General features: G+C 66.2%; 27 protein-coding genes. 17 read left to right on the top strand and 10 right to left on the bottom strand.

Going from position 1 to position 22541, the window contains the following annotated elements:
• Nucleotides 1–100: 100 nt before the first annotated feature.
• The 3 genes from ACYQ2W_RS09305 to ACYQ2W_RS09295 all read left to right on the top strand — a co-directional run bounded on the left by ACYQ2W_RS09305 (nucleotide 101) and on the right by ACYQ2W_RS09295 (nucleotide 3482).
• Nucleotides 101–2575 carry a penicillin-binding protein 1A gene (locus ACYQ2W_RS09305; protein WP_459865559.1) on the top strand — a complete coding sequence of 825 codons (2475 nt, stop codon included), beginning with the start codon at nucleotides 101–103 and terminating at the stop codon, nucleotides 2573–2575.
• Nucleotides 2576–2607: 32 nt separating this feature from the next.
• Nucleotides 2608–3216: a hypothetical protein gene (locus ACYQ2W_RS09300; RefSeq protein ID WP_459865557.1), complete on the top strand. Its 609-nt coding sequence runs from the start codon at nucleotides 2608–2610 to the stop codon at nucleotides 3214–3216.
• A 113-nt stretch (nucleotides 3217–3329) separates the two neighbouring features.
• Nucleotides 3330–3482 carry a DsrE/DsrF/DrsH-like family protein gene (locus ACYQ2W_RS09295; protein WP_459865625.1) on the top strand — a complete coding sequence of 51 codons (153 nt, stop codon included), beginning with the start codon at nucleotides 3330–3332 and terminating at the stop codon, nucleotides 3480–3482.
• 157 nt (nucleotides 3483–3639) lie between these two features.
• On the opposite strand, the gene ACYQ2W_RS09290 is transcribed toward ACYQ2W_RS09295, so the two are convergent.
• The 10 genes from ACYQ2W_RS09290 to ccmA form a co-directional block, all read right to left on the bottom strand.
• Complete coding sequence (locus ACYQ2W_RS09290) at nucleotides 3640–4188, bottom strand: cytochrome b (RefSeq protein ID WP_459865555.1); 549 nt, start codon at nucleotides 4186–4188, stop codon at nucleotides 3640–3642.
• A gap of 173 nt (nucleotides 4189–4361) precedes the next feature.
• Complete coding sequence (gene ccmI / locus ACYQ2W_RS09285; RefSeq protein ID WP_459865553.1) at nucleotides 4362–5576, bottom strand: c-type cytochrome biogenesis protein CcmI; 1215 nt, start codon at nucleotides 5574–5576, stop codon at nucleotides 4362–4364.
• Nucleotides 5573–6049, bottom strand: a complete 477-nt coding sequence (locus ACYQ2W_RS09280) for a cytochrome c-type biogenesis protein (protein WP_459865551.1) — start codon at nucleotides 6047–6049, stop codon at nucleotides 5573–5575. The genes ccmI and ACYQ2W_RS09280 overlap by 4 nt, the downstream gene beginning before the upstream one ends.
• Nucleotides 6050–6057: 8 nt before the next feature.
• Nucleotides 6058–6597: a DsbE family thiol:disulfide interchange protein gene (locus tag ACYQ2W_RS09275; protein ID WP_459865549.1), complete on the bottom strand. Its 540-nt coding sequence runs from the start codon at nucleotides 6595–6597 to the stop codon at nucleotides 6058–6060.
• A 125-nt stretch (nucleotides 6598–6722) separates the two neighbouring features.
• Nucleotides 6723–8666, bottom strand: coding sequence for a heme lyase CcmF/NrfE family subunit (locus ACYQ2W_RS09270; protein WP_459865547.1), 1944 nt, complete (start codon nucleotides 8664–8666; stop codon nucleotides 6723–6725).
• A 4-nt stretch (nucleotides 8667–8670) separates the two neighbouring features.
• A complete protein-coding gene (ccmE, locus tag ACYQ2W_RS09265) occupies nucleotides 8671–9132 on the bottom strand; it encodes a cytochrome c maturation protein CcmE (protein WP_459865545.1) in 462 nt (153 codons plus the stop codon).
• Nucleotides 9129–9308 carry a heme exporter protein CcmD gene (gene ccmD / locus ACYQ2W_RS09260; protein ID WP_459865543.1) on the bottom strand — a complete coding sequence of 60 codons (180 nt, stop codon included), beginning with the start codon at nucleotides 9306–9308 and terminating at the stop codon, nucleotides 9129–9131. The genes ccmE and ccmD overlap by 4 nt, the downstream gene beginning before the upstream one ends.
• Nucleotides 9305–10060, bottom strand: coding sequence for a cytochrome c biogenesis protein CcsA (gene ccsA / locus ACYQ2W_RS09255; RefSeq protein ID WP_459865541.1), 756 nt, complete (start codon nucleotides 10058–10060; stop codon nucleotides 9305–9307). The genes ccmD and ccsA overlap by 4 nt, the downstream gene beginning before the upstream one ends.
• 40 nt (nucleotides 10061–10100) lie before the next feature.
• A complete protein-coding gene (gene ccmB / locus ACYQ2W_RS09250; RefSeq protein ID WP_459865539.1) occupies nucleotides 10101–10772 on the bottom strand; it encodes a heme exporter protein CcmB in 672 nt (223 codons plus the stop codon).
• Nucleotides 10773–10778: 6 nt separating this feature from the next.
• Entirely contained in the window at nucleotides 10779–11438 is a 660-nt protein-coding gene (ccmA, locus tag ACYQ2W_RS09245) for a cytochrome c biogenesis heme-transporting ATPase CcmA (protein WP_459865537.1), read from the bottom strand.
• A gap of 429 nt (nucleotides 11439–11867) precedes the next feature.
• On the opposite strand from ccmA, the gene proC reads away from it, so the two are divergent.
• From proC to ACYQ2W_RS09175, 14 genes are all read left to right on the top strand, one after another.
• Nucleotides 11868–12701 carry a pyrroline-5-carboxylate reductase gene (gene proC / locus ACYQ2W_RS09240; RefSeq protein ID WP_459865535.1) on the top strand — a complete coding sequence of 278 codons (834 nt, stop codon included), beginning with the start codon at nucleotides 11868–11870 and terminating at the stop codon, nucleotides 12699–12701.
• On the top strand, nucleotides 12702–13286 hold the full coding sequence (locus ACYQ2W_RS09235; protein ID WP_459865533.1) for a YggT family protein: 585 nt from the start codon (nucleotides 12702–12704) through the stop codon (nucleotides 13284–13286).
• Between the two features lie 69 nt (nucleotides 13287–13355).
• Nucleotides 13356–13643, top strand: coding sequence for a DUF167 family protein (locus ACYQ2W_RS09230; protein WP_459865531.1), 288 nt, complete (start codon nucleotides 13356–13358; stop codon nucleotides 13641–13643).
• Between the two features lie 95 nt (nucleotides 13644–13738).
• Nucleotides 13739–13993 (top strand): DUF1640 domain-containing protein, encoded by a 255-nt coding sequence (locus ACYQ2W_RS09225; protein ID WP_459865529.1) that lies wholly within the window; start codon nucleotides 13739–13741, stop codon nucleotides 13991–13993.
• 97 nt (nucleotides 13994–14090) lie between these two features.
• Entirely contained in the window at nucleotides 14091–15254 is a 1164-nt protein-coding gene (gene metX, locus ACYQ2W_RS09220) for a homoserine O-succinyltransferase MetX (RefSeq protein ID WP_459865527.1), read from the top strand.
• Entirely contained in the window at nucleotides 15251–15856 is a 606-nt protein-coding gene (gene metW, locus ACYQ2W_RS09215; protein ID WP_459865525.1) for a methionine biosynthesis protein MetW, read from the top strand. Before metX ends, metW begins: the two co-directional genes overlap by 4 nt.
• 234 nt (nucleotides 15857–16090) lie before the next feature.
• Nucleotides 16091–18316: a GspE/PulE family protein gene (locus ACYQ2W_RS09210; RefSeq protein ID WP_459865523.1), complete on the top strand. Its 2226-nt coding sequence runs from the start codon at nucleotides 16091–16093 to the stop codon at nucleotides 18314–18316.
• 36 nt (nucleotides 18317–18352) lie between these two features.
• Nucleotides 18353–18874 (top strand): hypothetical protein, encoded by a 522-nt coding sequence (locus tag ACYQ2W_RS09205; protein ID WP_459865521.1) that lies wholly within the window; start codon nucleotides 18353–18355, stop codon nucleotides 18872–18874.
• Nucleotides 18875–18946: 72 nt separating this feature from the next.
• A complete protein-coding gene (locus ACYQ2W_RS09200; RefSeq protein ID WP_459865519.1) occupies nucleotides 18947–19579 on the top strand; it encodes a roadblock/LC7 domain-containing protein in 633 nt (210 codons plus the stop codon).
• 49 nt (nucleotides 19580–19628) lie between these two features.
• The gene (locus ACYQ2W_RS09195) at nucleotides 19629–19991 is read left to right on the top strand and encodes a roadblock/LC7 domain-containing protein (RefSeq protein ID WP_459865517.1); all 363 of its coding nucleotides are present in this window, start codon (nucleotides 19629–19631) and stop codon (nucleotides 19989–19991) included.
• 16 nt (nucleotides 19992–20007) lie between these two features.
• Nucleotides 20008–20484 carry a PAS domain-containing protein gene (locus ACYQ2W_RS09190; RefSeq protein WP_459865515.1) on the top strand — a complete coding sequence of 159 codons (477 nt, stop codon included), beginning with the start codon at nucleotides 20008–20010 and terminating at the stop codon, nucleotides 20482–20484.
• A gap of 33 nt (nucleotides 20485–20517) precedes the next feature.
• The gene (locus ACYQ2W_RS09185) at nucleotides 20518–21264 is read left to right on the top strand and encodes a phosphate/phosphite/phosphonate ABC transporter substrate-binding protein (protein ID WP_459865513.1); all 747 of its coding nucleotides are present in this window, start codon (nucleotides 20518–20520) and stop codon (nucleotides 21262–21264) included.
• 59 nt (nucleotides 21265–21323) lie between these two features.
• Nucleotides 21324–21995 carry a FimV/HubP family polar landmark protein gene (locus tag ACYQ2W_RS09180; RefSeq protein WP_459865624.1) on the top strand — a complete coding sequence of 224 codons (672 nt, stop codon included), beginning with the start codon at nucleotides 21324–21326 and terminating at the stop codon, nucleotides 21993–21995.
• Nucleotides 21996–22137: 142 nt separating this feature from the next.
• Nucleotides 22138–22530: a MarR family winged helix-turn-helix transcriptional regulator gene (locus ACYQ2W_RS09175; RefSeq protein WP_459865511.1), complete on the top strand. Its 393-nt coding sequence runs from the start codon at nucleotides 22138–22140 to the stop codon at nucleotides 22528–22530.
• Nucleotides 22531–22541: the final 11 nt, after the last annotated feature.

Below are 22541 nucleotides of genomic sequence, written 5' to 3'. Positions count from 1 at the left end.
GCCCCCTTTCCCCACCACCCGGAATTCCTTACATTATGGGGCCTGCCAACGACCTCCACGCGACATCCCACGCCGAAGCCCCCTCTGCCACGGACGTACCATGAATCTCCTCAAACGGCTGATCGGCCGGCTGGCGATCCTCGCCATCGTCGGCTCCCTCCTCGGAGCGGTGGCCGCGATCATCCTCTACAGCCGGATCGCCCCCGAGCTGCCGCCCATCGACAGCCTCAAGGACGTGCGGCTGCAGGTCCCGCTGCGGGTCTATGACCGCAACCAGCGGCTGATCGCCGAATTCGGCGAGAAGCGGCGCATCCCGCTGCGCATGGAGCAGATCCCGCCCCAGCAGGTCCACGCCTTCCTCGCCGCCGAGGACGACCGTTTCTACCAGCACCCCGGCGTCGACTACCAGGGGCTGCTGCGTGCCGCCTGGCAACTGGCGTTGACCGGCCAGAAGCGCCAGGGCGGCAGCACCATCACCATGCAGGTGGCACGCAACTTCTTCCTCTCCAGCGAAAAGACCTACCTGCGCAAGCTGAGCGAGATCCTGCTCGCCTTGAAGATCGAACGGGAGCTGAGCAAGGACGACATCCTCACCCTCTACCTCAACAAAATCTACCTCGGCCACCGCGCCTACGGCATCGGCGCCGCCGCCCAGATCTACTACGGCAAGGAGATCGGCGAACTCACCCTGCCCGAGATGGCGATGATCGCCGGCCTGCCCAAGGCGCCGGCCCGCGACAACCCGGTGAGCAACCCCACCCGCGCCAAGGAGCGGCGCAACTACGTGCTGAAGCGGATGCGCGACCTGGACTACATCGACGAGGCCCGCTACCGCCAGGCGGTCGATGCCCCGCTTACCGCCGAGCGCCACGCCCTGCCGATCGAGGTGGAGGCCCCCTACGTCGCCGAAATGGTGCGTAAACAACTGGTGGAGCAGTACGGCGAGGAGGCCTACACCCGCGGCCTCGACGTCACCACCACCCTCGACGGTCCGCTGCAGAACGCCGCCAACCGCGCCCTGCGCCACGCCTTGCTCGCCTACGACCGCCGCCACGGCTACCGCGGCGCCGAGCGTCATCTGGAGCACACCACCGGCATGAACCCGGCCCAGTGGGACGACGAACTGCGCCAGCTCCCACGCCACGGCGGTCTCGTCCCGGGCGTGGTCATCGCCCTCGACGGCGACCACGCCACCGCCTATCTGGGCGATGGAAAGAGCGTTACGCTGCCCTGGGAGGGTCTCTCCTGGGCCCGCCGCCACCTCTCCACCAACCGTCTGGGCCCCAAGCCGAATCAGGCCGCGGACATCCTGCAGATCGGTGACGTGGTGCGGCTGGAGGAGATCCCGCCCGCCAAGCCCGAAGAGGAGCCCCACTGGGAACTGGCGCAGATCCCCGAAGTGGAGGGTGCCCTGGTCTCGCTCCACCCCGACGACGGCGCGGTGCTCGCCCTGGTCGGCGGCTTCGATTTCCACCGCAGCAAATTCAACCGGGTCACCCAGGCCAAGCGCCAGCCCGGTTCCAACTTCAAGCCCTTCATCTACTCCGCCGCCCTGAACAACGGCTACACCGCCGCCAGCCTGATCAACGACGCCCCGGTGGTGTTCGACGACCCCTACCTGGAGAAGGCGTGGAAACCGGAGAACTACAGCGGCAAGATCTTCGGCCCGACCCGTCTGCGGGTAGCACTGACCCACTCGCGCAACCTGGTCTCGATCCGCCTGCTCGACGGCATGGGCATCGACAACGCCCTCAAGCACGTCGCCCTCTTCGGTTTCTCCCCCGACGAGCTGCCCCACAACCTCTCACTCGCTCTCGGCAGCGGCGTGCTCGCCCCGATCCAAATCGTGCGCGGCTATGCGATCCTCGCCAACGGCGGCTACCGGGTAAGCCCCTACCATATCCAGCGCGTCATCGACTCCTCCACCGGCGAGACCCTGTTCGAGGCCCACCCCGCCACCGTCTGCCACGACTGCCCGGAGACGCCGCCGAACACCGACCCGGACACGGCCGCGACGCCGGACGACACCGCGACCGCCGACACCGCGACCGCCGACGCCCCGCCCCGTGCGCCGCGGGTGGTGAGCGCCCAGAACATCTACGTCACCACCTCGATGCTGCGCGACGTCATCCGCCACGGCACCGGCCGCCGCGCCCTGGTCCTCGGCCGCCACGATCTGGCCGGCAAGACCGGCACCACCAACGACCAACGCGACGCCTGGTTCAGCGGCTTCAACGCCGACCTGGTGACCACCTGCTGGGTCGGCTTCGACTCGATGGAGAAGCTGGGCAACCGCGAGACCGGCGGACACGCCGCGCTGCCGATGTGGATCGAATACATGCGGGCGGCCCTCGATGGGGTGCCGGAGCGCCCGTTGACCACCCCGCAGGGGCTGGTCACCCTGCGCATCGACCCGGCCACCGGCAAGGCGGTGGGCAGTGACTTCGCCGGAGCGATCTTCGAGACCTTCCCGGAGAACAACCTGCCCCAGCGCCTCGAAACCGCGACCACCACCGCGGGCGGCGACCGCGCCGAAGGAGGTGCCGCGCCACCGGTGCCGGCGCAAATCTTCTAGCTCTTCGCCAATACGTAACGCCATCCGACCCCATGCGTCACCTGAGCGCCGCCAAAATCGATGAATTCCGCCGCCGCGTCGCCGCCGAAGCGGCGCGGATCATGGCCGAGGACGGGGTCCACGAATTCCACGTCGCCAAGCGGCGCGCCGCCGAACGGCTACGTATCGACGATCGCCGCTGCCTTCCCGACAACGAGGCGGTGGAGGAGGCGCTGGCCCAGCACCAGCGCCTCTTCCGCGGTCATCGCCAGCCCGAGGCGCTGGCACGCCTGCGGCGGGTCGCCGCGGCGGCGATGCGCTTCCTCGAACCCTTCGAACCCCGACTGGTGGGCCCGGTCCTCGCCGGCACCGCCGATGAAGGGAGCACCGTCTATCTCCACCTCTTTCCCGACCACCCCGAGGCGGTACTCCATTTTCTGATGGACCGGCAGATCCCCTTCGAGGAGAACGAGCGCCGCGTGCGCTACCCCGGCGGCCGCGACGAGCTCTACCCGATGCTCAGCCTCTACGCCGACGACACCCCGTTGGAACTCACCCTCTTCCCCCCGGAGGCGATCCGCCAGGCGCCCCTCAGCCCGATCGACAAGAAGCCGCAGAAACGCGCCCGCCTCCAGCAGCTCCAGGCGCTGCTCGACGAATAGCCCGGTCGCCCTCCGCAGCGACCTGCCCGGCTTCGAGGCGGTCGCCGCGGGGATGATGCAGGACCCTGTGCGAGCAGGGGGTGGCGAGTGTCGGCAAGCTACGCGAGCTCTGACTGGAGGCGGACGTACGTTTCAGCGCCTGTCGGATGACGGTAGACCTGTTCGGTTATCGGCGGGAGGAGTTGATCGACGGGATTGAGCAGTGGGTCGTTGCCACCAGCTTCCGGCCGGAGGCGACGAAGGCCGACGTCACCCTCTTCATCTGAAACCGCCCCGCCCCGGTCGGCTGCGACGTTGTCGCAGCCGACCGGGGCGGGGCGGTTTCAGATGACATTACACGGTAGGAAGGGCGGGCCGTGCCTACTGCGGGGCCGAGCATAGCGCCAAACGGTGAAGCCGAGCGAAGCGCCGATGGCGCCGGGCTTACAGCATCCTTTGGAGGATGTCCGCCGCGGTGCCCTTGGACTTCAGGCGGTGCTTGATGGCACCGGCGACGTGCAGCGCAACCAGGGCGGCGAGGGTGTAGGCGAGGATCTCGTGGGCCTCGTGGGCGAAGCCGCCGATGGCCTTGCTCTTGGCCACCAGGGTAGGCAGATCGAACAGGCCGAAGAAGGGCACCGGGAAACCGGCCGCATTGGACATCACATAGCCGCTCACCGGCACCAGGATCATCAGCAGGTAGAGCAGTTTCTGGATGCCCTTGACCACCAGCTGCTCCTTCGGCTCGAAGACCCCCGGCAGCGGCGGCGCGGGGCTCACCCGCAGCCACACCAGCCGCGCCACCACCAGCAGCAGCGCCACCACCCCGAAGGACTTGTGCAGCCCATAGAGCTGGAGCCGCCCGGCGGCCTCCTCCGGCAGGTCGGCCATGTAGATCCCCACCCCGAGCAGGGTAAGGATCACCGCCGCCGAGACCCAGTGGATCAACTTCGACGCCGTCCCGTAGTGCTTTTCATCGTTCGTCATCGCCATGACCCACTCTCCTAACCAATAGTCGACAAAACCCAAATACCCGACCGCCACGCAAGGATACTCTCCCCACCCAACGAAGCAACCGAAAAAAAGCCGCATCCCCAACCTACTGATTTTTTCGCCCCCGGGCTCCTGCGCGACGTATGTCGCGCAGGAGCCCGGGGGCGAAAAAATCAGAGTGAGTGATCGATGTGAACGGTGGCGCTGCTCCCCTCGGCGGGGGTGAGGGGCTCGCTCTTGCCCTCCAGATCCCCCGCGGCGGCCATCGCCTGGCCCGACTTGCTGACCCGCGCGTAGATCACCACCTGCGGGAAGGCGGAGAGGTCCATCCCCGGCACCATCGACATGGAGTTGTCCAAGGTGACGGTGAGCGGCAGCTCGGAGACCTTGTGGCGGCTCATCGCCAGCGGCGCCTTCGGGCCCTCGGCGGCGCGGGCGTAGATGAACAGCGCATCATCCACCCCCGCCTGGCGCGCCATCTCCGCGGAGATGTCGACCTTGACGGTGACCGTCGGGCCTCCCGCCGCGGCGGCAGCCGCCGGCACGGGAGGGGCCTGGAGCGGCGGCATCCCGGCGTTGGCGCGCGCCTCGCTCAACGCCTGGAAGACCATCTTGTAGCCGTCGCTGCCCGGCTCCTGCCCCTGCAGCACCTGCTCCCAATCGGCGACCGCCTCTTCGAAGCGGTTGTTCTGGAAGGCGATGATGCCGCTCATCCACAGCGCCGAGGCGTGTTGCGGATTGATCGATAGCGCGTGCTTCACCAGCGCCTCGGGCTGCCCGGCCATGTTGCCCCCCTGGCCGTTGGCGATCGCCTCGGCCTGATAGAGGATCACGTCGGGATTGTCCGGCTCCAGGGCGGCGGCGCGGCCGAAGGCGGCAGCGGCCTCGCGGTAGCGCTCCAGGGCCGAGTAGGAGCGGCCCAGCATCATCCACCCTTCGAGATTGTTGGGTTCGGCGGCGAGCTTCGCCTCCAGCGAGGCGAGCATCTTGTCGACGTCGGGGGCACCGTCAGGGCGGGTGGGGATCACCCCGTCCACCGCCTGCGGCATACCCACCCCGAGGTAGAGCCCCACGGTGAGCAGCGGCACCACCAGCGCCGCGACCACCACCATCCAGCGCCCGCCGCGAGCCGGGGCGGCGACCTCCTCACCGGAAACGTCCTGCAGCAGGTCGCGCTCCAGTTCCTCCTTGGCCTGGGTGAAAAGCTCCTCGCTCAGGCTCCCCTCGGACCGTTCGGCCTCCAGCTCGCGCAGCCGGTCGCGGTGGACCGCCACGTTGAGGGCGCGTTGATCGACCCCGGCGGCGTGGCCACCGCGCAGCAGAGGGAGCAGGACGAGGGCGAGGGCCGCGGCGACCATCGCCGCGGCCAGGGACCAGAAGAGGATCATGAATCGTTGTCCTGAAGCAGCTTTTCGGCGCGCGCGCGCTCCTCGTCGGAGAGCCCCGGTGGGCCCTCCTCCCCGGTCGCGCGGCGACGGATGATCACGGCGAGGGTCAGCCCGGCGACGAAGAGCAGGATCAGCGGGCCGAACCAGAGCAGCCAGGTGGTGGACTTCACCGGCGGGCGGTAGAGGACGAAATCGCCGTAGCGGTCGACCATGTAGTCCACCACCTGCTGGCGGCTGCTGCCGGTGGCCACCATCTCCTTCACCTGGCGGCGCAGGTCCACCGCCAACTCGGCGTTGGAGTCGGCCAGGTTCTGGTTCTGACAGACCAGGCAGCGCAGCTCCTCGATCAGCCCCTGGTACTCGGCCTCCTGCTCGGGCGTGGCGAACGAGTAGGGGTCCACCGCCGCCTGCGCACCGGCGGAGAAGAGCAGTGCGAGGCCGAGCAGCGGGCCGCGGTATCGATTGAACGTCATGGCTGGTCTCACCCCTGTTCCGCCTTCAGCTTGCGCACCCGCGGGATCACGTCATCGCGGGCCATCTCGCGGGAGATGGGGCCGGTATACTTGTGGCGCACCACCCCGTGCTTGTCGATGAGGAAGGTCTCCGGGGTGCCGTAGACCCCCCAGTCGATCCCCGCCCGCCCCTCGGCGTCGAAGCCGTTGGCGACGTAGGGGTCGCCGAGCTGGGCGAGCCAGCGCAGCGCTTCGCCCCGCTCGTCCTTGTAGTTGAGGCCGTAGATCTTCACCTCGTCGGTGGCCGCCAGCTCCACCAGCACCTCGTGCTCGGCGCGGCAGGAGACGCACCAGGTGGCCCACACGTTGAGCAGCACCACTTCACCATCGAAGGCGGCGTTGGACAGCGTCTTGGTCGGCTCCTTCAGCTCCGGCAGGGAGAACTGCGGCGCCGCCTTGCCGATGAACGGCGAGGGCACCTCGCGCACCGTGGGGGCGTTCTTCAGACCGAACCAGAGCACCACCACCAATACCAGGAAGGCGCCCAACGGAATCAGATATCGAGCCATTCGTTAACTCCGCAAATTTTCGTCCGCAAATGAACGCAAATGCACGCAAATAAGAAGAGAAGAGCTTCTTCTATTTCTCTTCATTTGCGTGCATTTGCGTTCATTTGCGGACAACTCTTCTTCTCTTATGCCGCCGCCTGTTTGATCAGGCGGTAGCGGCGGTCGAGGATGGCGACCAGGCCGCCGAGGGCCATCAACACCGCGCCGAGCCAGATCCAGCGCACATAGGGCTTGTAGTAGACGCGCACCGCCCAGTCGCCGTTGGGCAGCGGCTCGCCCAGGGCGACGTAGAGGTCGCGGGTCAGCCCCCAGTCGATGGCCGCCTCGGTCATCGGCATCCGCTGCACGTTGTAGAGCCGCTTCTGCGGGGTCAGGTCGGCCACCTCGTCGTCCCCCTTGAAGATCCGGAACAGCCCCTCGTGGGCGGTGTAGTTGGGGCCGGGGGTCTGGCGCACGCCGACGAACTCGAAGCGGTGGCCGGCCACCTCCACCGACTTGCCGGGGGTGGCCCGCAGGTCCTTCTCCACGCTGAAGGCGGAGGTGACGGTGACCCCGACGATGAAGGCGGCGACCCCGGCGTGGGCCAGCAGCATGCCCCAGAAGCTGGGCGAGAGCCCCTTCAGGCCGTCGACGAGGCTGGCCTTGTTCCTCAGGTGGGCGCGCAGGTCCCGGGCGCCGCCGAGGACGATCCACACCGCCAGCGTGAGCCCCACCGCCACCATGATCGACCAGCGCTCGCCGGCGGCCCAGGCCAGCGCCCCGCCGAGCACCGCGGCCACCGCCAGCGCCACCACCACACCGCGGCCGAGTCGCCCGAGGGTGTCGCGCTTCCAACGCAGCTGCGGGCCGAAACCGAGCAGCAGCAGCAGCGGGATCATCAGCGGCACGAAGACGCTCTCGAAGTAGGGGGGGCCCACCGACAGCTTGCCCAGATCGAGGGCCTGCAGGATCAGCGGGTAGAGGGTGCCGAGGAGCACCGAGGCGGCGGCCACCACCAGCACCACGTTGTTGGCCAGCAGCGCCGCCTCGCGGGAGGCCAGATTGAACTTGCCCCCGCCGGCCATCCGCGGCGCGCGGAAGGCGAACAGCGTCAGCGACACGCCGACCACCACCGCCAGCAGGCCGAGGATGAAGATGCCGCGGGAGGGATCGGCGGCGAAGGCGTGGACCGAAGTGAGCACCCCGGAGCGCACCAGGAAGGTACCGAGCAGCGACAGCGAGAAGGCGAACACCGCCAGCAGCACCGTCCAGTTGCGGAAGGCGCCGCGCTTCTCGGTCACCGCCAGGGAGTGGATCAGCGCGGTGCCCACCAGCCACGGCATGAACGAGGCGTTCTCCACCGGGTCCCAAAACCACCAGCCTCCCCAGCCCAACTCGTAGTAGGCCCACCAGGAGCCCAGCGTGATACCGAGGGTGAGGAAAATCCAGGCGACCACGGTCCAGGGGCGCGACCAGCGCGCCCAGGTGGCGTCCAGCTTGCCGCCGATCATCGCCGCGATGGCGAAGGCGAAGGCCACCGAGAAGCCGACGTAGCCCATGTAAAGGAGCGGCGGGTGGAACACCAGGCCGGGGTCCTGGAGCAGCGGGTTGAGGTCGCGGCCGTCCATCGGCGTCGGGAAGAGCCGCTCGAAGGGGTTGGAGGTGAGGATGATGAAGGCGAGGAAACCGACGCTGACCAGCCCCATCACCGCCAGCACCCGGGCGCTCATCACCGTCGGCAGCGGCCGCGAGAAGGCGGCCACCGCCACGCTCCAGCCGGAGAGCGTGAGCGCCCACAACAGCAACGACCCCTCGTGGCCGCCCCACACCGCGGCGAAGCGGTAGATCGCCGGCAGCTGGGTGTTGGAGTTGCCGGCGACGTAGCGCACCGAGAAGTCGTTGCTCAGAAAGCAGTAGGCGAGGGCGCCGAAGGCGATCGCCAGGAAGAGGAACTGCCCGGCGACGGCGGGGCGCGCCACCGCGGTCCAGTTGGACCAGCCGCGCAGGCTGCCGGCCAGCGGCACCACCCCCTGGACCAGGGCCAGGGCGAGGGCGAGGATCATGGCGAAATGGCCGAGTTCGGGGATCATGGCGTTACTTACCATCCTTCACCTGATGGGGCATCTTGTCGCTGCCGGCAGCCTCTTCCAAGGCGTCCTTCACCTCCGGCGGCATGTAGCTCTCGTCGTGCTTGGCGAGCACCTCCTCGGCGACGAACACGCCGCCGGGCCCGAGCCGCCCCTTGGCGACCATTCCCTGCCCCTCGCCGAACAGATCGGGGAGGATGCCGGTGTAGTGGACGGTGATCTCCTTGCGGGTGTCGGTAACCACGAACGAGGAGGTGAGCCCATCGGCCTCGCGCTTCAGGGTCCCCTTCTCCACCAGCCCGCCTACACGGAACAGCGCGTCCTGCGGGGCCTCGCCGGCGAGCACCTGGGTGGGGGTGAAGAAGTAGGCGATGTTGCTGCGCAGGGCGTTGATGGCGAGGAACGCCGCCAGCCCAACCCCGGCCACCGCCACCGCCACCAGCACCAGCCGCTTCTGCCGCGCCTTCATCGGGAGGCCTCCTCGGCGCGCATGCGGATCAGCCGGCGGATGCGTTCCAGGGTGCCCTTGCGGCCGCGGCGCAGGGCGATCAGCTCGCCGAGCATCAGCACCGCGCAGACCCCGTAGGAGCACCAGACGTAGAAGGCGTAGCCGCCCTGGGAGAGAAATTGGGACATGGAACTCATCGAACCTCGCTTTCGATCGCCTGGCGGACCCATTCCGAATCCTTCTCGCGGGTCAGGATGATGCCGCGCAGCCGCATGAAGCTGGTGGCGAAGGAGTACATCCAGAAACCGAAGGTGAGGGTCAGCATGGCGATCAGGATGTTGCCGTCGATCTTCGACATCGACGAGCGCTGATGGAGTGCCGCGCACTGGTTGGGGTCGGGGCAGTTGATCGACCAGAAGATGATCGGCACGCAGACCAGGCCGACGATCACCAGCAGCGCCGAGGCCTTGTCGGCGCGGCGCACGTCGTCGATCGCGCCGTGCAGGGCCATGTAGCCGACGTAGAGGAAGAGCAGGATCAGCTCGGAGGTGAGCCGCGGGTCCCAGTCCCACCAGGTACCCCAACTGGGGCGGCCCCAGAAGGCGCCGGTCCACAGCGCGACGAAGGTGAAGATGGCGCCGGTGGGGGCGATCGCCGCGATCATCATGTAGGAGAGGCGGGTGTTGAAGACCAGCCCGATGGCGGCCCAGCCGGCCATCACCATGTACAGCCACATCGACATCCACGCCGCCGGCACGTGGATGAAGATGATCCGGTAGTACTCCTTCTGCGGATTGGTGCCGCCGAGCCGGTCGGGGGTCTCGAAGAAGCCCCAGTAGAGACCGACCAGGGTCAGGATCAGCGCCAACCCGCCGAACCAGGGGATGCTCTTCCCCGCCAACGGGTAGAAGGTGGCCGGCGAGGCGTATTTGAACCAGTTGATCTTCATCGTTCCGTCACTCTATCCCGCCGTGTTGTCCGACCCAAACTCATTCAACCGAAATCCGCAACGCCGCCGCGGAGGCCAGCGGCGAAAACACCAGGGCGAGGATCAGAAACGCCCCCAGCAGTGAAAAATAGGGCCCGATGTCGGCCATCTCGACCATGCTCACGCTGACCGCCCCGGAGCCGTAGACGAGCACCGGGATGTAGAGCGGCAGCACCAACAGCGAGAGCAGGATCCCGCCGCCACGCAATCCCAGGGTGAGCGCCGCGCCGATCGCCCCGATCAAGCTGAGGATCGGCGTGCCCACCGCCAGGGAGGCCATCATCACCAGCAGCGTCTGCTCGGGCAGGTGATACTGCAATCCGATCAGTGGTGCGATCAACACCAAAGGCAGTCCGGTTACCAGCCAGTGGGAGAAGACCTTGCCCAGGGCGAGGATCGCCAGGGGCTGGGGGGTGAGCAGCATCTGCTCCAGGGTGCCGTCGCGATAGTCCCCCTCGAACAGCCGCTCCAGGGCGAGCATCGAGGCGAGCAGCGCCGCCACCCACACCACCCCCGGCCCCAGTTGGCGCAGGGTCTCCTTCTCGGTGCCCACCCCCAGGGGAAACAGGCTGACCACGATGACGAAGAAAAACAGCGTGGTCAGCACGTCGGTGCGCCGCCGCAGGGCGAGGGTCAGGTCGCGGCCGACGATGGCCAGGAGGGTCTTGAACATCGTCGCCTAGCGCCCCAAACGCAACCGTTCCACCGTACCCGAGGTGAGCGCCACCTCCTGGTGGGTGGTGATGATCGCCATCCCGCCGCCGGCCACGTGCTCCGCGATCAGCGACTCCAGAAAGGCCACCGCCTTCACGTCCAGCGCGGTGAAGGGCTCGTCGAGCACCCACACCGAGGCGCTGCTCAACATCAGCCGGGCCAGCGCCACCCGCTTCTTCTGTCCCTGGGAGAGCACCTTGGTGGGCAGGTCCTCGAAGCCCGCCAGCCCCATCCGCGAGAGCGCCGCCCACAGCGCCTCCTCCTCCACCGCATCGCCGTCCAGGGTGGCCGAGACCCGCAGGTTCTCGATGCCGGTCAGATCGTTCTTGATCCCGTTGAGGTGCCCGAAGTAGAGCACCTCCTTGCAAAACTCCTCGCGCAGCGAGCGGATGTTGCCTCCCTGCCAGCGCACCTCCCCCTCCTGGGGCTGGAGCAGGCCGCAGAGCACCCGCAGCAGGGTGGTCTTGCCGCTCCCGTTGTGACCCTCCACATGGAGCAGAGTTCCGGCATTGACCGAAAAGGAGAGATCGGAGAAGAGCCGGCGGTCGCCACGCATCACCTCCAACGCCACCGCCTCCAGCGGGGGGGCGTCGAGCGGTGCGGCTTGGGAAGCGGGTTCGGACATGGGGCGGGACGAATCGAAAAATAGCCTGGGATCATACCATGCCGACCGGCGGGGGGCATCGGGTGGGGTCTTCCCCCTCGTTTCCACGCTCCGCGTGGAAACGCCCCTCTTCGACGCTCCGCGTCGTGCCGAACGAAGGCACCGTGCCCCCGATCCGCCTCCCACGAGGACGCAGAGCGTCCAAGGTCCCCGATTACGACGCAGAGCGCTTTAATCGGAAAGCTCGACGCTCGGCGGTGAATTCAACGACGCCGCGGCGAGTTTCGCTTCGCTCGCGGCAATTGTCCCTGCGTTGCTCTACCTCCAGCATCCATGCAGGCGTTCCCACCCTACACCCGCCCATTTCGGCAGACGAGGCTTGCTTTCCCATCGCCCGCCCCCACTTGTACACTACCTTTTTCGAGGGAATTCCCGCAGGGCGAACAAGCAATGACTATCAAAGACCGAACGATCGCGTTCATCGGTGGCGGTAATATGGCGCGCAGCCTGATCGGCGGGCTGGTATCCGCCGGCATGAGCCCCGACCGGATCTGGGTGGCCGATCCCGACGCCGGCCAGTTGGAGATGCTCCGCGGCCAGCAGCCGGTCCACGCCACCCGCGACAACGACGAGGCGGTGCTCGCCGCCGATGTCCTTGTGCTGGCGGTGAAGCCGCAGATGCTGGGCGAGGTGGCAGAGGGAATTCGCGGCGCGGTGCAGTCGGCCAAGCCGCTGGTGATCTCGGTGGCCGCGGGGGTCCGCGAGCCGGACCTCCAACGCTGGCTCGGCGGCGGCGTCGCCCTGGTGCGCACCATGCCCAACACCCCCTCGCTGGTGCAGTGCGGCGCCACCGCGCTGTGTGCCGGTCCCGACGTCACCACCGCCCAGCGGGAGCTGGCGGAAAACGTGATGCGCGCCGTCGGCCTCACCCTGTGGGTAGAAAACGAGGGCCAGATGGACGCGGTCACCGCCGTCTCCGGCTCCGGCCCCGCCTACTTCTTCCTGCTGATGGAGCTGATGGAGGAGGCCGGCCGCAGCCTCGGGCTCACCCAGAAGAGCGCCCGCCTGCTCGCCACCCAGACCGCCTTCGGCGCCGCCAAGATGGCGCTGGAATCCAATGAGGATGCCGCCACCCTGCGCCGCCGGGTCACCTCCCCCAACGGCACCACCGAGCGGGCGCTGAAGATCATGGAGGAAGGGGGCATGCGCGAGCTGATCCACAAGGCCCTGGAGGGGGCCCGTGACCGGTCGAGGGAACTGGCCGACGAGCTGGGTGGCAAGTAGATGGGCGGCGGCTACCTGGGCAACGCCGGGATCTTCCTGATCAAGACCCTGTTCGGCCTGTTCATCCTGGCGGTGCTGCTGCGCCTGCTGCTGCAATGGGTGCGGGCCGACTTCTACAACCCGCTGGCCCAGTTCGTCGTCAAGGTGACCAATCCGGCCCTGCGCCCGCTGCGCCGCTTTATCCCCGGCTACGCCGGCATCGACTTCGCCGCCCTGGTACTCGCCTTCGCCCTGCAGTGGATCGAACTGATGATCATCGGCGCCATCGGCGGTCGCGCCCTCTCCCTGCCCGGCCTGCTGGTGCTGTCGGTGGCGGAGATCGCCACCATCATGACCTACGTCTTCATCGGCTCGATCCTGGTCCAGGCGATCATCAGCTGGGTCAACCCCACCGGCTACAACCCGGTCACCGCAATCCTCTACCGCCTCAACGAACCGCTGCTGGGCCCGATACGGCGACTGATGCCGCCCATCGGCGGTATCGACCTCTCGCCGCTGGCGGTGCTGATCATCCTCCAACTGGTGCTCCTGGTGATCATCGCCCCCCTCTCCGACGTCGGCTGGATGCTCGCCCTCGGCCGCTGAGCCACCGCCGATCACTCCCCACTCATTTCCCGTTTATTCGCGTTCAGTTGTGAAAAGCATTCCCTGTCGATGAAAGGCTGCCGCCGCGAAGGAGACGACCTGATCCTCACCCTGCGCATCCAGCCCAAGGCGAGCCGCGACGAGGTGTGTGGAGAACACGGTGACGCCGTCAAGATCCGCATCACCGCCCCACCGGTGGACGGCAAGGCCAACGCCCACCTGATCAAGTACCTCGCCAAACTGTTCAGGGTTCCCAAGGGGCAGGTGACGGTGGTCAGCGGCGACACCGGCCGCGACAAGGTGGTTCGCATCCACGCCCCACGGGAGCTGCCGGATTGGGCTGTCTCGGACCGGTAGTCCGACACTTCATCCGAAAATACTGAAAGAATTTTCCTAAAAACTCCTACACACCCGGAGATTCACAAAAACTGTCGGCGAGGTATACTCGCCCCATGACCTCGATCACCATCGATACCCTCAAATTCGCCCGCCGGCTGCGCGACGCCGGGGTCTCCGAGCGCCAGGCCGAAGCGGAGGCGTGCGCCCTCGCGGAGCTTTTCGCGGAGCAGCGGGACGACTTGGTGACCCGGGAGAGCCTGCGCGCCGAACTGGAACCCGTGCGCACCGACCTCCACCCGATCAAATGGATCCTCGCCCTGATGGTCCTGGTTAACGTCGTTCCCGCCCTGAAGGCCCTCTTCGGCTGACCGCCCTCCCGCGTCGCCGATCCCGCGCGCTTATTGCCCTCCCCTCCCCCACTCATTAGACTCTGCTCTCTTTTCACTCCCGCACGCCGCACCGCCCATGCCCGAGACGATTCCGGCCGATTCGGTCGGCCTGGTGACCCCCAAGCGCATACAGTTTGACGAACCGCTCGATCTCGATTGCGGTCGACGGCTTGCGGGCTATGAACTGATCTATGAGACCTACGGCACGCTCAACGCCGCGCGCACCAATGCGGTGCTGATCTGCCACGCGCTCTCCGGCGACCATCACGCCGCCGGCTACCACTCGATGGAGGAGCGCAAAGCCGGCTGGTGGGAGTCCGCCATCGGCCCGGGAAAGCCGATCGACACCGACCGTTTCTTCGTCGTCAGCCTGAACAACCTGGGCGGCTGCAAGGGGAGCACCGGCCCCAACACCATCAATCCGGACACCGGCAGGGCATGGGGCCCCGACTTCCCCATCGTCACCGTGCGCGACTGGGTGAAGAGCCACGCCCGGCTCGCCGACGCCCTGGGGATCGAGCGGTTCGCCGCGGTGATCGGCGGCTCGCTCGGCGGCATGCAGGTGTTGCAGTGGGCGATCGACTACCCGGAGCGGCTGCGCCACGCGGTGGTGATCGCCGCAGCCCCCAACCTGAGCGCCCAGAACATCGGCTTCAACGAGGTGGTGCGCCAGGCACTGCGCTCCGACCCCGGCTTCCACGACGGCCGCTACTACGAGCACCAGGATGCCCCCGCCCAGGGGATGAAGATCGCCCGCATGCTCGGCCACATCACCTACCTCTCCGACGACGCGATGCGCAAGAAATTCGGCCGCGAGCTGCGCGAGGGGAAGATCAACTTCGGCTTCGACGTGGAGTTCCAGGTGGAGAGCTACCTGCGCTACCAGGGGGAATCCTTCGTCGATCGCTTCGACGCCAACACCTACCTGCTGATGACCAAGGCCCTCGACTATTTCGATCCGGCCAGCGACTTCGGCGGCGACCTCTCCAAGGCCTTCGCCGAGGTGGACGCCAAGTTCCTGGTGATCTCCTTCACCAGCGACTGGCGTTTCGCCCCGGAACGCTCGCGGGAGATCGTCCGCGCACTGCTCGATGCCGACCGTGCCGTCTGCTATGCCGAGATCGAGGCCCACCAGGGCCACGACGCCTTCCTCATCCCGATCCCCCACTACATGGACACCCTGGGCACCTACCTCGACCGGGTCGCCGGCGAGATCGACGCCGGGGAGGCGGCCGCATGACCCCGCTGCGTCCCGACCTGGAGCTGATCAGCGAGTGGATCGAGCCGGGCAGCCGAGTGCTCGACCTGGGGTGCGGCGACGGCACCCTGCTCAAACACCTGGCGGAACACCGCGGGGTGAGCGGCTACGGCCTGGAGATCGAACCGGAGAACATCGTCCGCTGCATCCGCAACGGCGTCGACGTGATCCAATCGGACCTCGACGAGGGGCTCTCCGACTATTTCGACGACGACTCCTTCGACTACGTGGTAATGACCCAGACCCTGCAGGCGGTCCACTATCCCGCCTGGATGCTCAAGGAGATGCTGAGGGTGGGTCGCGAGGGGATCGTCACCTTCCCCAACTTCGGCCACTGGCGCTCGCGCATGCAGATCGCCCTGGGCGGGCACATGCCCAAGCACGCGAGCATCCCCTACGAGTGGTACGACACCCCCAACATCCACTTCTGCACCTTCCAGGACTTCGAGGAGCTCTGCCGCCACGAGGAGATCCGCATCCTCGACCGCTGCGTCGCCGACTACCTTCACCGCAGCAGCCTGGGGATGAAGCTGCTCCCCAACCTGCTCGGCGAGATGGCCATCTATCGTTTCACGAAAGGTTGAGGCTGCTCACCATGCGGCGTCCGCGCCTAATCGGCCACCCGTAAAAGAATGATTAGATTTCGGTAACATTCCTTTAACACAACCCCTTGACGTTTAGGGAATAGAGTTGGAGACTAAGCCGTGGCGGATACGGATTTCTACTTAGCCATCTAACAACAATCGCCATCGAACGAGGAAGCGGGCTCCGGCGACCTCCCGCTTCCGCGCCAGCGGCTACAACACGAGCGTCCCGTCGTGATCGACCCTGCTTCCCGACACGTTCCGTTCCCGACCGTCACCCACCTCCGCGGCGTTCCGCACGTCCTCAACCGGCTGAAAAGGCTGTGGGGAACCCTCGGGTTTCTCGAATATGTTCAGGAACTGACGGTCGTCGAACGGGATCGCGACGGACGTGCGGGCTTCCCACCGGCGGTTGTCGCGGAAATCCAGCGCATCCGCGATGTGATGATCGAGAACCTCGGCGACATGGGCCTGAATGCCGCTGAGCTCGATCGTGCCTATGCGATGCCTGGCGTCGCCCCTCCTCCAGCTCCGACGGCCGCCCCGACGCCGGCACCGGCTCCCGAGGAGGGAACCATCGAATTCGATTGGCCGGAAGACGTCGCGACTCCGCAAAAAAGCGTGACCCCGTCCCTGAAAACCGTGCCACCGAAGGCGGCACCACCCGCCTACCGGCCCCCACGACTAAAGATCGATGGAGAGCTTGCAGCCACCCCCGTCAGTACCACGGCGGAACTGATCAGGCTCACCAGCAGCCGAAGCGAGCCGAGCAAGCGCCGCATCGGTGAGATGCTCGTGGACGAGGGCATCATCAACTCCCGTCAACTCGACAAGGCGCTGGAACGCAAGGCCAAGGAGCGCAACAAGCGGCTGGGGGAGATCTTCGTCCAGATGGGCGTGGCGACCGAGGAAGAGATCACCATCGCCGTGGCCCGCAAGCTGGCTATACCGTTCATCACCCTGAAGGAAATGCAGGCCAACCGGGAAGCGCTCGCCCTGATCCCCCAAGAGATCGCCGAACAACAGCAGGTGCTCCCGCTGGCATTGCACGAAGGCGTTCTGATTGTCGCGGTAGCCGGCCTGCGTCACACCAGCATCGTCAACGACTTGCGCTTCGTCGTCCGGCGCCCGATCAAGGTCGTCCTGATCGCCGGCAACGAACTGAAGTCGGCCATCGCGGCCCACTACCAACTACCGGAAGGCGCCGCCGACGTCGAGGTGTTGGAATTCGATACCTCCGAATTCGATAGCGGCCCGACGGAGGACTCCCGGAGCGGCAACCACCACCCCAGCGACGCGGACCTGGCGCAGCAGACGCCCGTTGTGCGCCTCGTCGACAAGATCTTCCACGGGGCCATTCGTTCACGCGCCTCGGACATCCACATCCGTCCGGAGGAAAACACCTTCGAAGTGATCTACCGCATCGACGGCGCCCTGATCCACCAGTCCAGCGCGCCGAAAAGCGCACTCCGCGCCTTGGCCAGCCGCATCAAGGTGCTCGGGAAGATGGACATCGCCGAGCGGCGCCTGCCGCAAGACGGGCGGATTCGCATCTCACTGGACCAAATGACGGTCGACCTGCGCGTTTCGATCATGCCGAGCATCAAGGGCGAAAGCATCGTCGTCCGCATCGTGGACCAGAATGCCGGTATCCGCCCCATCTCCAGCCTCGGCTTCAGCGACGATGAGTTGGAAAGCTTCAACCATCTGATCCATTCGAGCCAAGGCATGCTACTGGTCACCGGTCCGACCGGATCGGGGAAATCGAGCACCCTTTATGCCTCGCTTGCCGAAATCGCGAAACGGGAACCCAACATCATCACCGTCGAGGACCCGGTGGAACAGAACGTCCCGGGCATCACGCAGATTCAGATCAACACCGTTCCCGGCTACGACGCCGCCCGCGCGCTGCGCAACATTTTGCGCCACGACCCCGACGTCATCATGATTGGGGAGGTGCGCGACCAGGAGACGCTGCGCCTCGCGGCGGAGAGCTCCCTGACCGGACACCTCGTTCTCAGCACCCTGCACACCAACGATGCCGTGGGCACCATTTCCCGTCTGGTCGATATGGGAACGCCCCCTTACCTGATCGCGTCAGCGCTGATCGGCGTCCTGTCACAGCGCCTGGTCCGGCTCAACTGCCCCCACTGCCTCGAACCGGAGGAGATCTCCCCCGCCATCCGCCGCAGCCTGAAGGTGGGCGACGATGAAGTGTTCCAGCGGGGCCGCGGCTGCAAGTATTGCAACCAGCTCGGTTTCAAAGGACGTCACGGCGTATACGAACTGTTGACCGTCGATCCGAAGCTGCGCGACCTGATCAGCCGCAAGGCTTCTGCGGAGCAGCTGCGTCAGGCGGCCCTGCTCAGCGGCATGCGTCCGCTGACGGAAAATGCGCTGCGCTTGGCCCGGGAAGGGCGCATTCCCCTCGCGGAAGTCTACCGGGTGCGCCTGGAATAACGCGACCCCATCAACCAGGGAATTTTGGAGGCCTCATTGTCCACCGATGACGAAGCCCATATCGCGGAACCGCCAACCCCGCTTGGCGGCGGCATTCCGGCCGATCCGGCGTTTTTCACGCCCACCACGGAACTGAACCTGCGCCTCCCCTCGCCCGAATGGAGAACCCGTTACGTCGAGAACTTCGCTCACAGGATCAGCCGCCGCCCCGAGGACCTGATCATCCACACCCTGCGCATCGAACTGCTACTAAGCACCGGGAAGGCTTCCGACGTATTGGCCTCCGACGCGCTGTTCGATGCCCTGGTGGATCTCTTCATCGTTTTGGGCGAGCGCGGCCTCGCCCTGCGGCGACGGCTGCTGGCCCGCGCCGCGCTTCAGCTGCCACTGATCCGCTACCGCCAGCTCTCTCAAGCCCTCACCAATCCGCAGGCGATTCTTCGGGCGGTGCCCGGCTCGCAAAGCCGTCTCTGGTACCCGCCGCCGGGCCCGCCCCTGGTGGAGGTCGTGTTTGAGCGCGCCACCACCGAAAGCCGCCCGGCCTTGCCGGATCCCTAATGGAGGGGAACCGGCCATCCTCCCGCGGAATCGATCCCTCCACCCCGAGCCGATGGAACAGCGAACGAAACGATGACCAATTATCTGCTGAACGAGGAACTCTTCGTGGCACCGACCCCCGCCGGCGCCTACTACTCCATCTCCAGTCCTGACCCGGAGCCGGCGCGGCTCCTGCTGTTCGCGCTCATGTCGCACGAGCGGACCCAGCAGACGACGCGCGACCGCCTGCTGGAGTGGACACGGCTGGACTACGTCGACGCCGCGGTCGCCGTCCTGGGACACGCCCAGTCAAACGGCTGGGTCAAAGCCGAACAAGCCTCCCGCCCGATCCCTCCGGGGAGCATCGAGTCGAACATCCCCCAGATGCTCAAGCAGCTCTCGTCGAAGGGCAAGGCGATCCTCGCCGACCAGCACGGCTTTTATCTGGCCGCCACCGGCTTCGAGCACGACGACGCAGAAACCCTTTCCGCCCTCAGCGCCGACGTCGCCTCGCTGCACGACCGCCACGCCGCGACCCTGCGAGACACCCAAGGAATCCTGTCCGCGGCCTGGTCGGTGGTCGACGCCGCGGGAAACAGCACGATCGGCTTCTGGCCCCTGTTTATCGGACAGGAACGTTTCTCGCTGATCATCGAAGGCATACCGAGCCTCAACCTGCCGATCTTTTCCGATCTCATCTGGATTCTCAGCAACCGCTACCTATAGCATCGTGAAAAGCCACGCGCCCCCCATACCAACACCGAAGGACCCCCCCATGCGTGAACAAGACCTGATGTCCATACTGCATGACCTCAACGCGACGTCCGCCGACATCGAGGCCTCCGCCATCATCTCGGCGGACGGTCTATCCATCGCCAGCGCACTGCCCAACGGCATGGACGAAGACCGGATCGGCGCGATGAATGCCGCGATGCTGACGCTCGGCGACCGCAGCGCCAAGGAGCTGGGGCGCGGAGAACTCGACCAGGTCATGGTCCGAGGTCGCGCCGGCTACATCCTGATGACCCACGCCGGCCCCGACGCGGTCCTGTCGATCGTCGCCGGTGCCTCGGCCAAGCTGGGGTTGATCTTCCTGGACGCGAAACGGGCGGCGGCGGCGATCGCCAAGGCACTCTAGTCCGGAGAATCAGTTCATGAAAGACATCGAACCGGCCGACGTGGAAGGTGACTTCAGGCAGCACGAACTCACCTTCCACGATGGATCGACGCGAAAGGTGTGCGTCGTCGACGAAGAGCTACCCTTTCCGGAGGGCTACCTGATCGTCTCGCGCACCGACACGCGAGGCATCATCACCCACGCGAACAAGTCTTTCGTCGCCATGTCCGGCTACACCATGGAGGAGTTGATCGGCGAGCCGCACCACATCCTGCGCCACCCGGACATGCCCAAGGCGGGGTTTCAATCGCTGTGGGAGACCATTGAAAGCGGGAAGAAGTGGCACGGATACGTAAAGAATCTGCGCAAGGACGGGCGTTTCTACTGGGTCTATGCCACCGTGGTGCCCAATGTTCGCCACGGCAAGGTGGTCGGCTACACCTCGGTAAGGCGCCGACCATCGCGCAAAAAGGTCGCCGAAGCGGAAGCGCTCTATCGGACCTTGATGCCCTAACCGTCCCTGGAATCCCGGAAAAAGGCGGCCCCGATGCCACAACTGTTCTCCGTCAGCCCCGACTTCAACACCAAGTTCCTTCCCGGCTGGTACATCCTCAACACCTGGCTCCAGCGGACGCTGGACATGGCGATCCACTTTGAGCTGTTCGATGACTTCGAAGCCCAACACAAAGCGATCGTCGAAGGCCGCCTGGGGATGCTCTACGTAAACCCCTACGACGCCACCACGCTGGTGCGTGAGCATGGGTTCATTCCCGTCGTCCGCCCCTCGCGCAAAGTCGATGAAGGGATCATCGCGACCCGGGCCGACAGCCCCGTGCAGAAAGTGGAGGACCTCGCCCCCGGGTGCAGGATCGCCACCACCAAGGACCCGGACGTCCACATGATCTGCATGATCATGTTGGAGCCCGCCGACCTGGGACCCGACAACGTGGAATTCCACCATCGGGACAACTACATCATCGTCGCCAAAGAGCTGCTGAGCGGAGACGCGGATATCGGTTTTTTCCTCGCCGACACCTATAATGACCTCTCGGCGCTCCTCCGCAAGCAGCTGCGCGTCGTGATCCACAGCCACATCCACATGGTCCACCATCTCTTCGTCATCCACCCGCAGATGCGCGACCGGCTTCCCGCGCTCCAGCGGGCGATGACCGAAATGGGAAACACCCCGAAGGGACAGACCATTCTCCAGGAACTGAATATCGAGAAATGGGAGCGGGTTGGTCAGGAGGAGGTGGAGTTCATGATCGATCTGATGGACACTCTCGAGCCCTGAAGGGCGACCGGCCTCCGAGACTCGTTCCGAGATCGGAATCCGAAGCGAAACGGGTGGCGATGAACATACAATGGCGAAAATTGGGGACGACATGGAAAAAGGATTTTCCTGCCGGGCAACGGGCCGTTACCACCGGGATTCTCTCCTTCTGGCTACCGGCGGCAGGCGCGGCCGACGTCGCGACACCCTATCCGGCGACGACCGCGGGCATTCACGTCGTCGTCCTCGGGGGCTTGGTCGCGGCCATCGGCATCGCCCTCCTGATCGCCCGTGTCCTTGCGGCGAAGGCGTATGCTCCCCCCGCGCGGCCAGACGCCGCGCCGAATACACCTGAACCACCCCGCCCACCTCAAGAGGAGCTCGCCGCCCCCCCTCCCTCGCCACCGCCGCCACCAGCGACGACTTCGGCCCCACCTCCCGCGCCGGCCGAGCCACTGCGCCGCGCGCCGGCGACGGTGTCCGCCAACCGTTCGGTGAAGCCGATCCAGCGTGACGACAGCGCCACCAAGATCGATCTCGCGTTCGCCTACTGCGAAATGGGAGACACCCGGCGCGCCCAGACATTGGTTGAAGACGTTCTGCACAACGGGAACGAGAAACAGTGCCAACTGGTGACGCTGCTGCGCTCACGGATCGAAAAAGGGGCCATCCAGCCGCGCCTCGGAACATCGATCCTGCGCAATATCGAGCACCGAAACTTCCCCGCGCTAGCGGGGACTCGGGATGATTGATCCACACCGTGCCGCATCGATGTATCTCCGCCTGACTTTCTGCGCCCCCATACACATTTTTTCCATTTGCCTGCGTTAGGTTGTAGCCGTGTCTCCAACGCGGCGGGTAAATACAATGTTCGAGCGGTGCCTGTATTTCAACTTGAATGCGCTCGCCCGACGGGTGAACCGGGTGTGGGAAGAGGCGTTCCGCGACCACGGACTCTCCCCGGCCCAGGGCTACCTGCTGCGCGCGGTACTGGAACAGCCGGGGATCAGCCACAAGGGATTGGCCGAACAGCTGGCGCTGGAGAAATCCACGGTGACCCGGTTGGTCAACGCCCTGGAGCGCCACGGACTGGTGAGCCGCGAGCCGGGGGACGGCCGGGAGATCGGAATCACCCCGACCGACACCGCCCGCGAGCTGGACGAGGAGCTGGACGCAAGGATCAAACAGCTCAACAAGACGCTGCGCAAGCGGCTGGGAAAGCGGGAGACACGGGAGCTGGTGAAGCAGCTGCGTGCGCTGGCCGAGCAGTTCGACGCGAAGTCCTGACCCCCCCTGGG

The organism is Endothiovibrio diazotrophicus (assembly GCF_054657215.1).
Note: the sequence above shows the minus strand (reverse complement) of the source record. Positions and strands in the feature narration are given on the sequence as shown.

Coding starts and splice junctions, on each gene's coding strand:
- ccmB (WP_459865539.1), bottom strand. CDS start 10,772: ATGTTCAAGACCCTCCTGGCCATCGTCGGCCGCGACCTGACCCTCGCC.
- ACYQ2W_RS09270 (WP_459865547.1), bottom strand. CDS start 8,666: ATGATCCCCGAACTCGGCCATTTCGCCATGATCCTCGCCCTCGCCCTG.
- ACYQ2W_RS09290 (WP_459865555.1), bottom strand. CDS start 4,188: ATGGCGATGACGAACGATGAAAAGCACTACGGGACGGCGTCGAAGTTG.
- ccsA (WP_459865541.1), bottom strand. CDS start 10,060: ATGAAGATCAACTGGTTCAAATACGCCTCGCCGGCCACCTTCTACCCG.
- ccmI (WP_459865553.1), bottom strand. CDS start 5,576: ATGATCCTCTTCTGGTCCCTGGCCGCGGCGATGGTCGCCGCGGCCCTC.
- metW (WP_459865525.1), top strand. CDS start 15,251: ATGACCCCGCTGCGTCCCGACCTGGAGCTGATCAGCGAGTGGATCGAG.
- ccmD (WP_459865543.1), bottom strand. CDS start 9,308: ATGAGTTCCATGTCCCAATTTCTCTCCCAGGGCGGCTACGCCTTCTAC.
- proC (WP_459865535.1), top strand. CDS start 11,868: ATGACTATCAAAGACCGAACGATCGCGTTCATCGGTGGCGGTAATATG.
- ACYQ2W_RS09185 (WP_459865513.1), top strand. CDS start 20,518: ATGCCACAACTGTTCTCCGTCAGCCCCGACTTCAACACCAAGTTCCTT.
- ACYQ2W_RS09280 (WP_459865551.1), bottom strand. CDS start 6,049: ATGACGTTCAATCGATACCGCGGCCCGCTGCTCGGCCTCGCACTGCTC.
- ACYQ2W_RS09225 (WP_459865529.1), top strand. CDS start 13,739: ATGACCTCGATCACCATCGATACCCTCAAATTCGCCCGCCGGCTGCGC.
- ccmE (WP_459865545.1), bottom strand. CDS start 9,132: ATGAAGGCGCGGCAGAAGCGGCTGGTGCTGGTGGCGGTGGCGGTGGCC.
- ACYQ2W_RS09200 (WP_459865519.1), top strand. CDS start 18,947: ATGACCAATTATCTGCTGAACGAGGAACTCTTCGTGGCACCGACCCCC.
- ACYQ2W_RS09300 (WP_459865557.1), top strand. CDS start 2,608: ATGCGTCACCTGAGCGCCGCCAAAATCGATGAATTCCGCCGCCGCGTC.
- ACYQ2W_RS09305 (WP_459865559.1), top strand. CDS start 101: ATGAATCTCCTCAAACGGCTGATCGGCCGGCTGGCGATCCTCGCCATC.
- ACYQ2W_RS09190 (WP_459865515.1), top strand. CDS start 20,008: ATGAAAGACATCGAACCGGCCGACGTGGAAGGTGACTTCAGGCAGCAC.
- ACYQ2W_RS09275 (WP_459865549.1), bottom strand. CDS start 6,597: ATGGCTCGATATCTGATTCCGTTGGGCGCCTTCCTGGTATTGGTGGTG.
- ccmA (WP_459865537.1), bottom strand. CDS start 11,438: ATGTCCGAACCCGCTTCCCAAGCCGCACCGCTCGACGCCCCCCCGCTG.
- metX (WP_459865527.1), top strand. CDS start 14,091: ATGCCCGAGACGATTCCGGCCGATTCGGTCGGCCTGGTGACCCCCAAG.
- ACYQ2W_RS09235 (WP_459865533.1), top strand. CDS start 12,702: ATGGGCGGCGGCTACCTGGGCAACGCCGGGATCTTCCTGATCAAGACC.
- ACYQ2W_RS09230 (WP_459865531.1), top strand. CDS start 13,356: ATGAAAGGCTGCCGCCGCGAAGGAGACGACCTGATCCTCACCCTGCGC.
- ACYQ2W_RS09180 (WP_459865624.1), top strand. CDS start 21,324: ATGAACATACAATGGCGAAAATTGGGGACGACATGGAAAAAGGATTTT.
- ACYQ2W_RS09195 (WP_459865517.1), top strand. CDS start 19,629: ATGCGTGAACAAGACCTGATGTCCATACTGCATGACCTCAACGCGACG.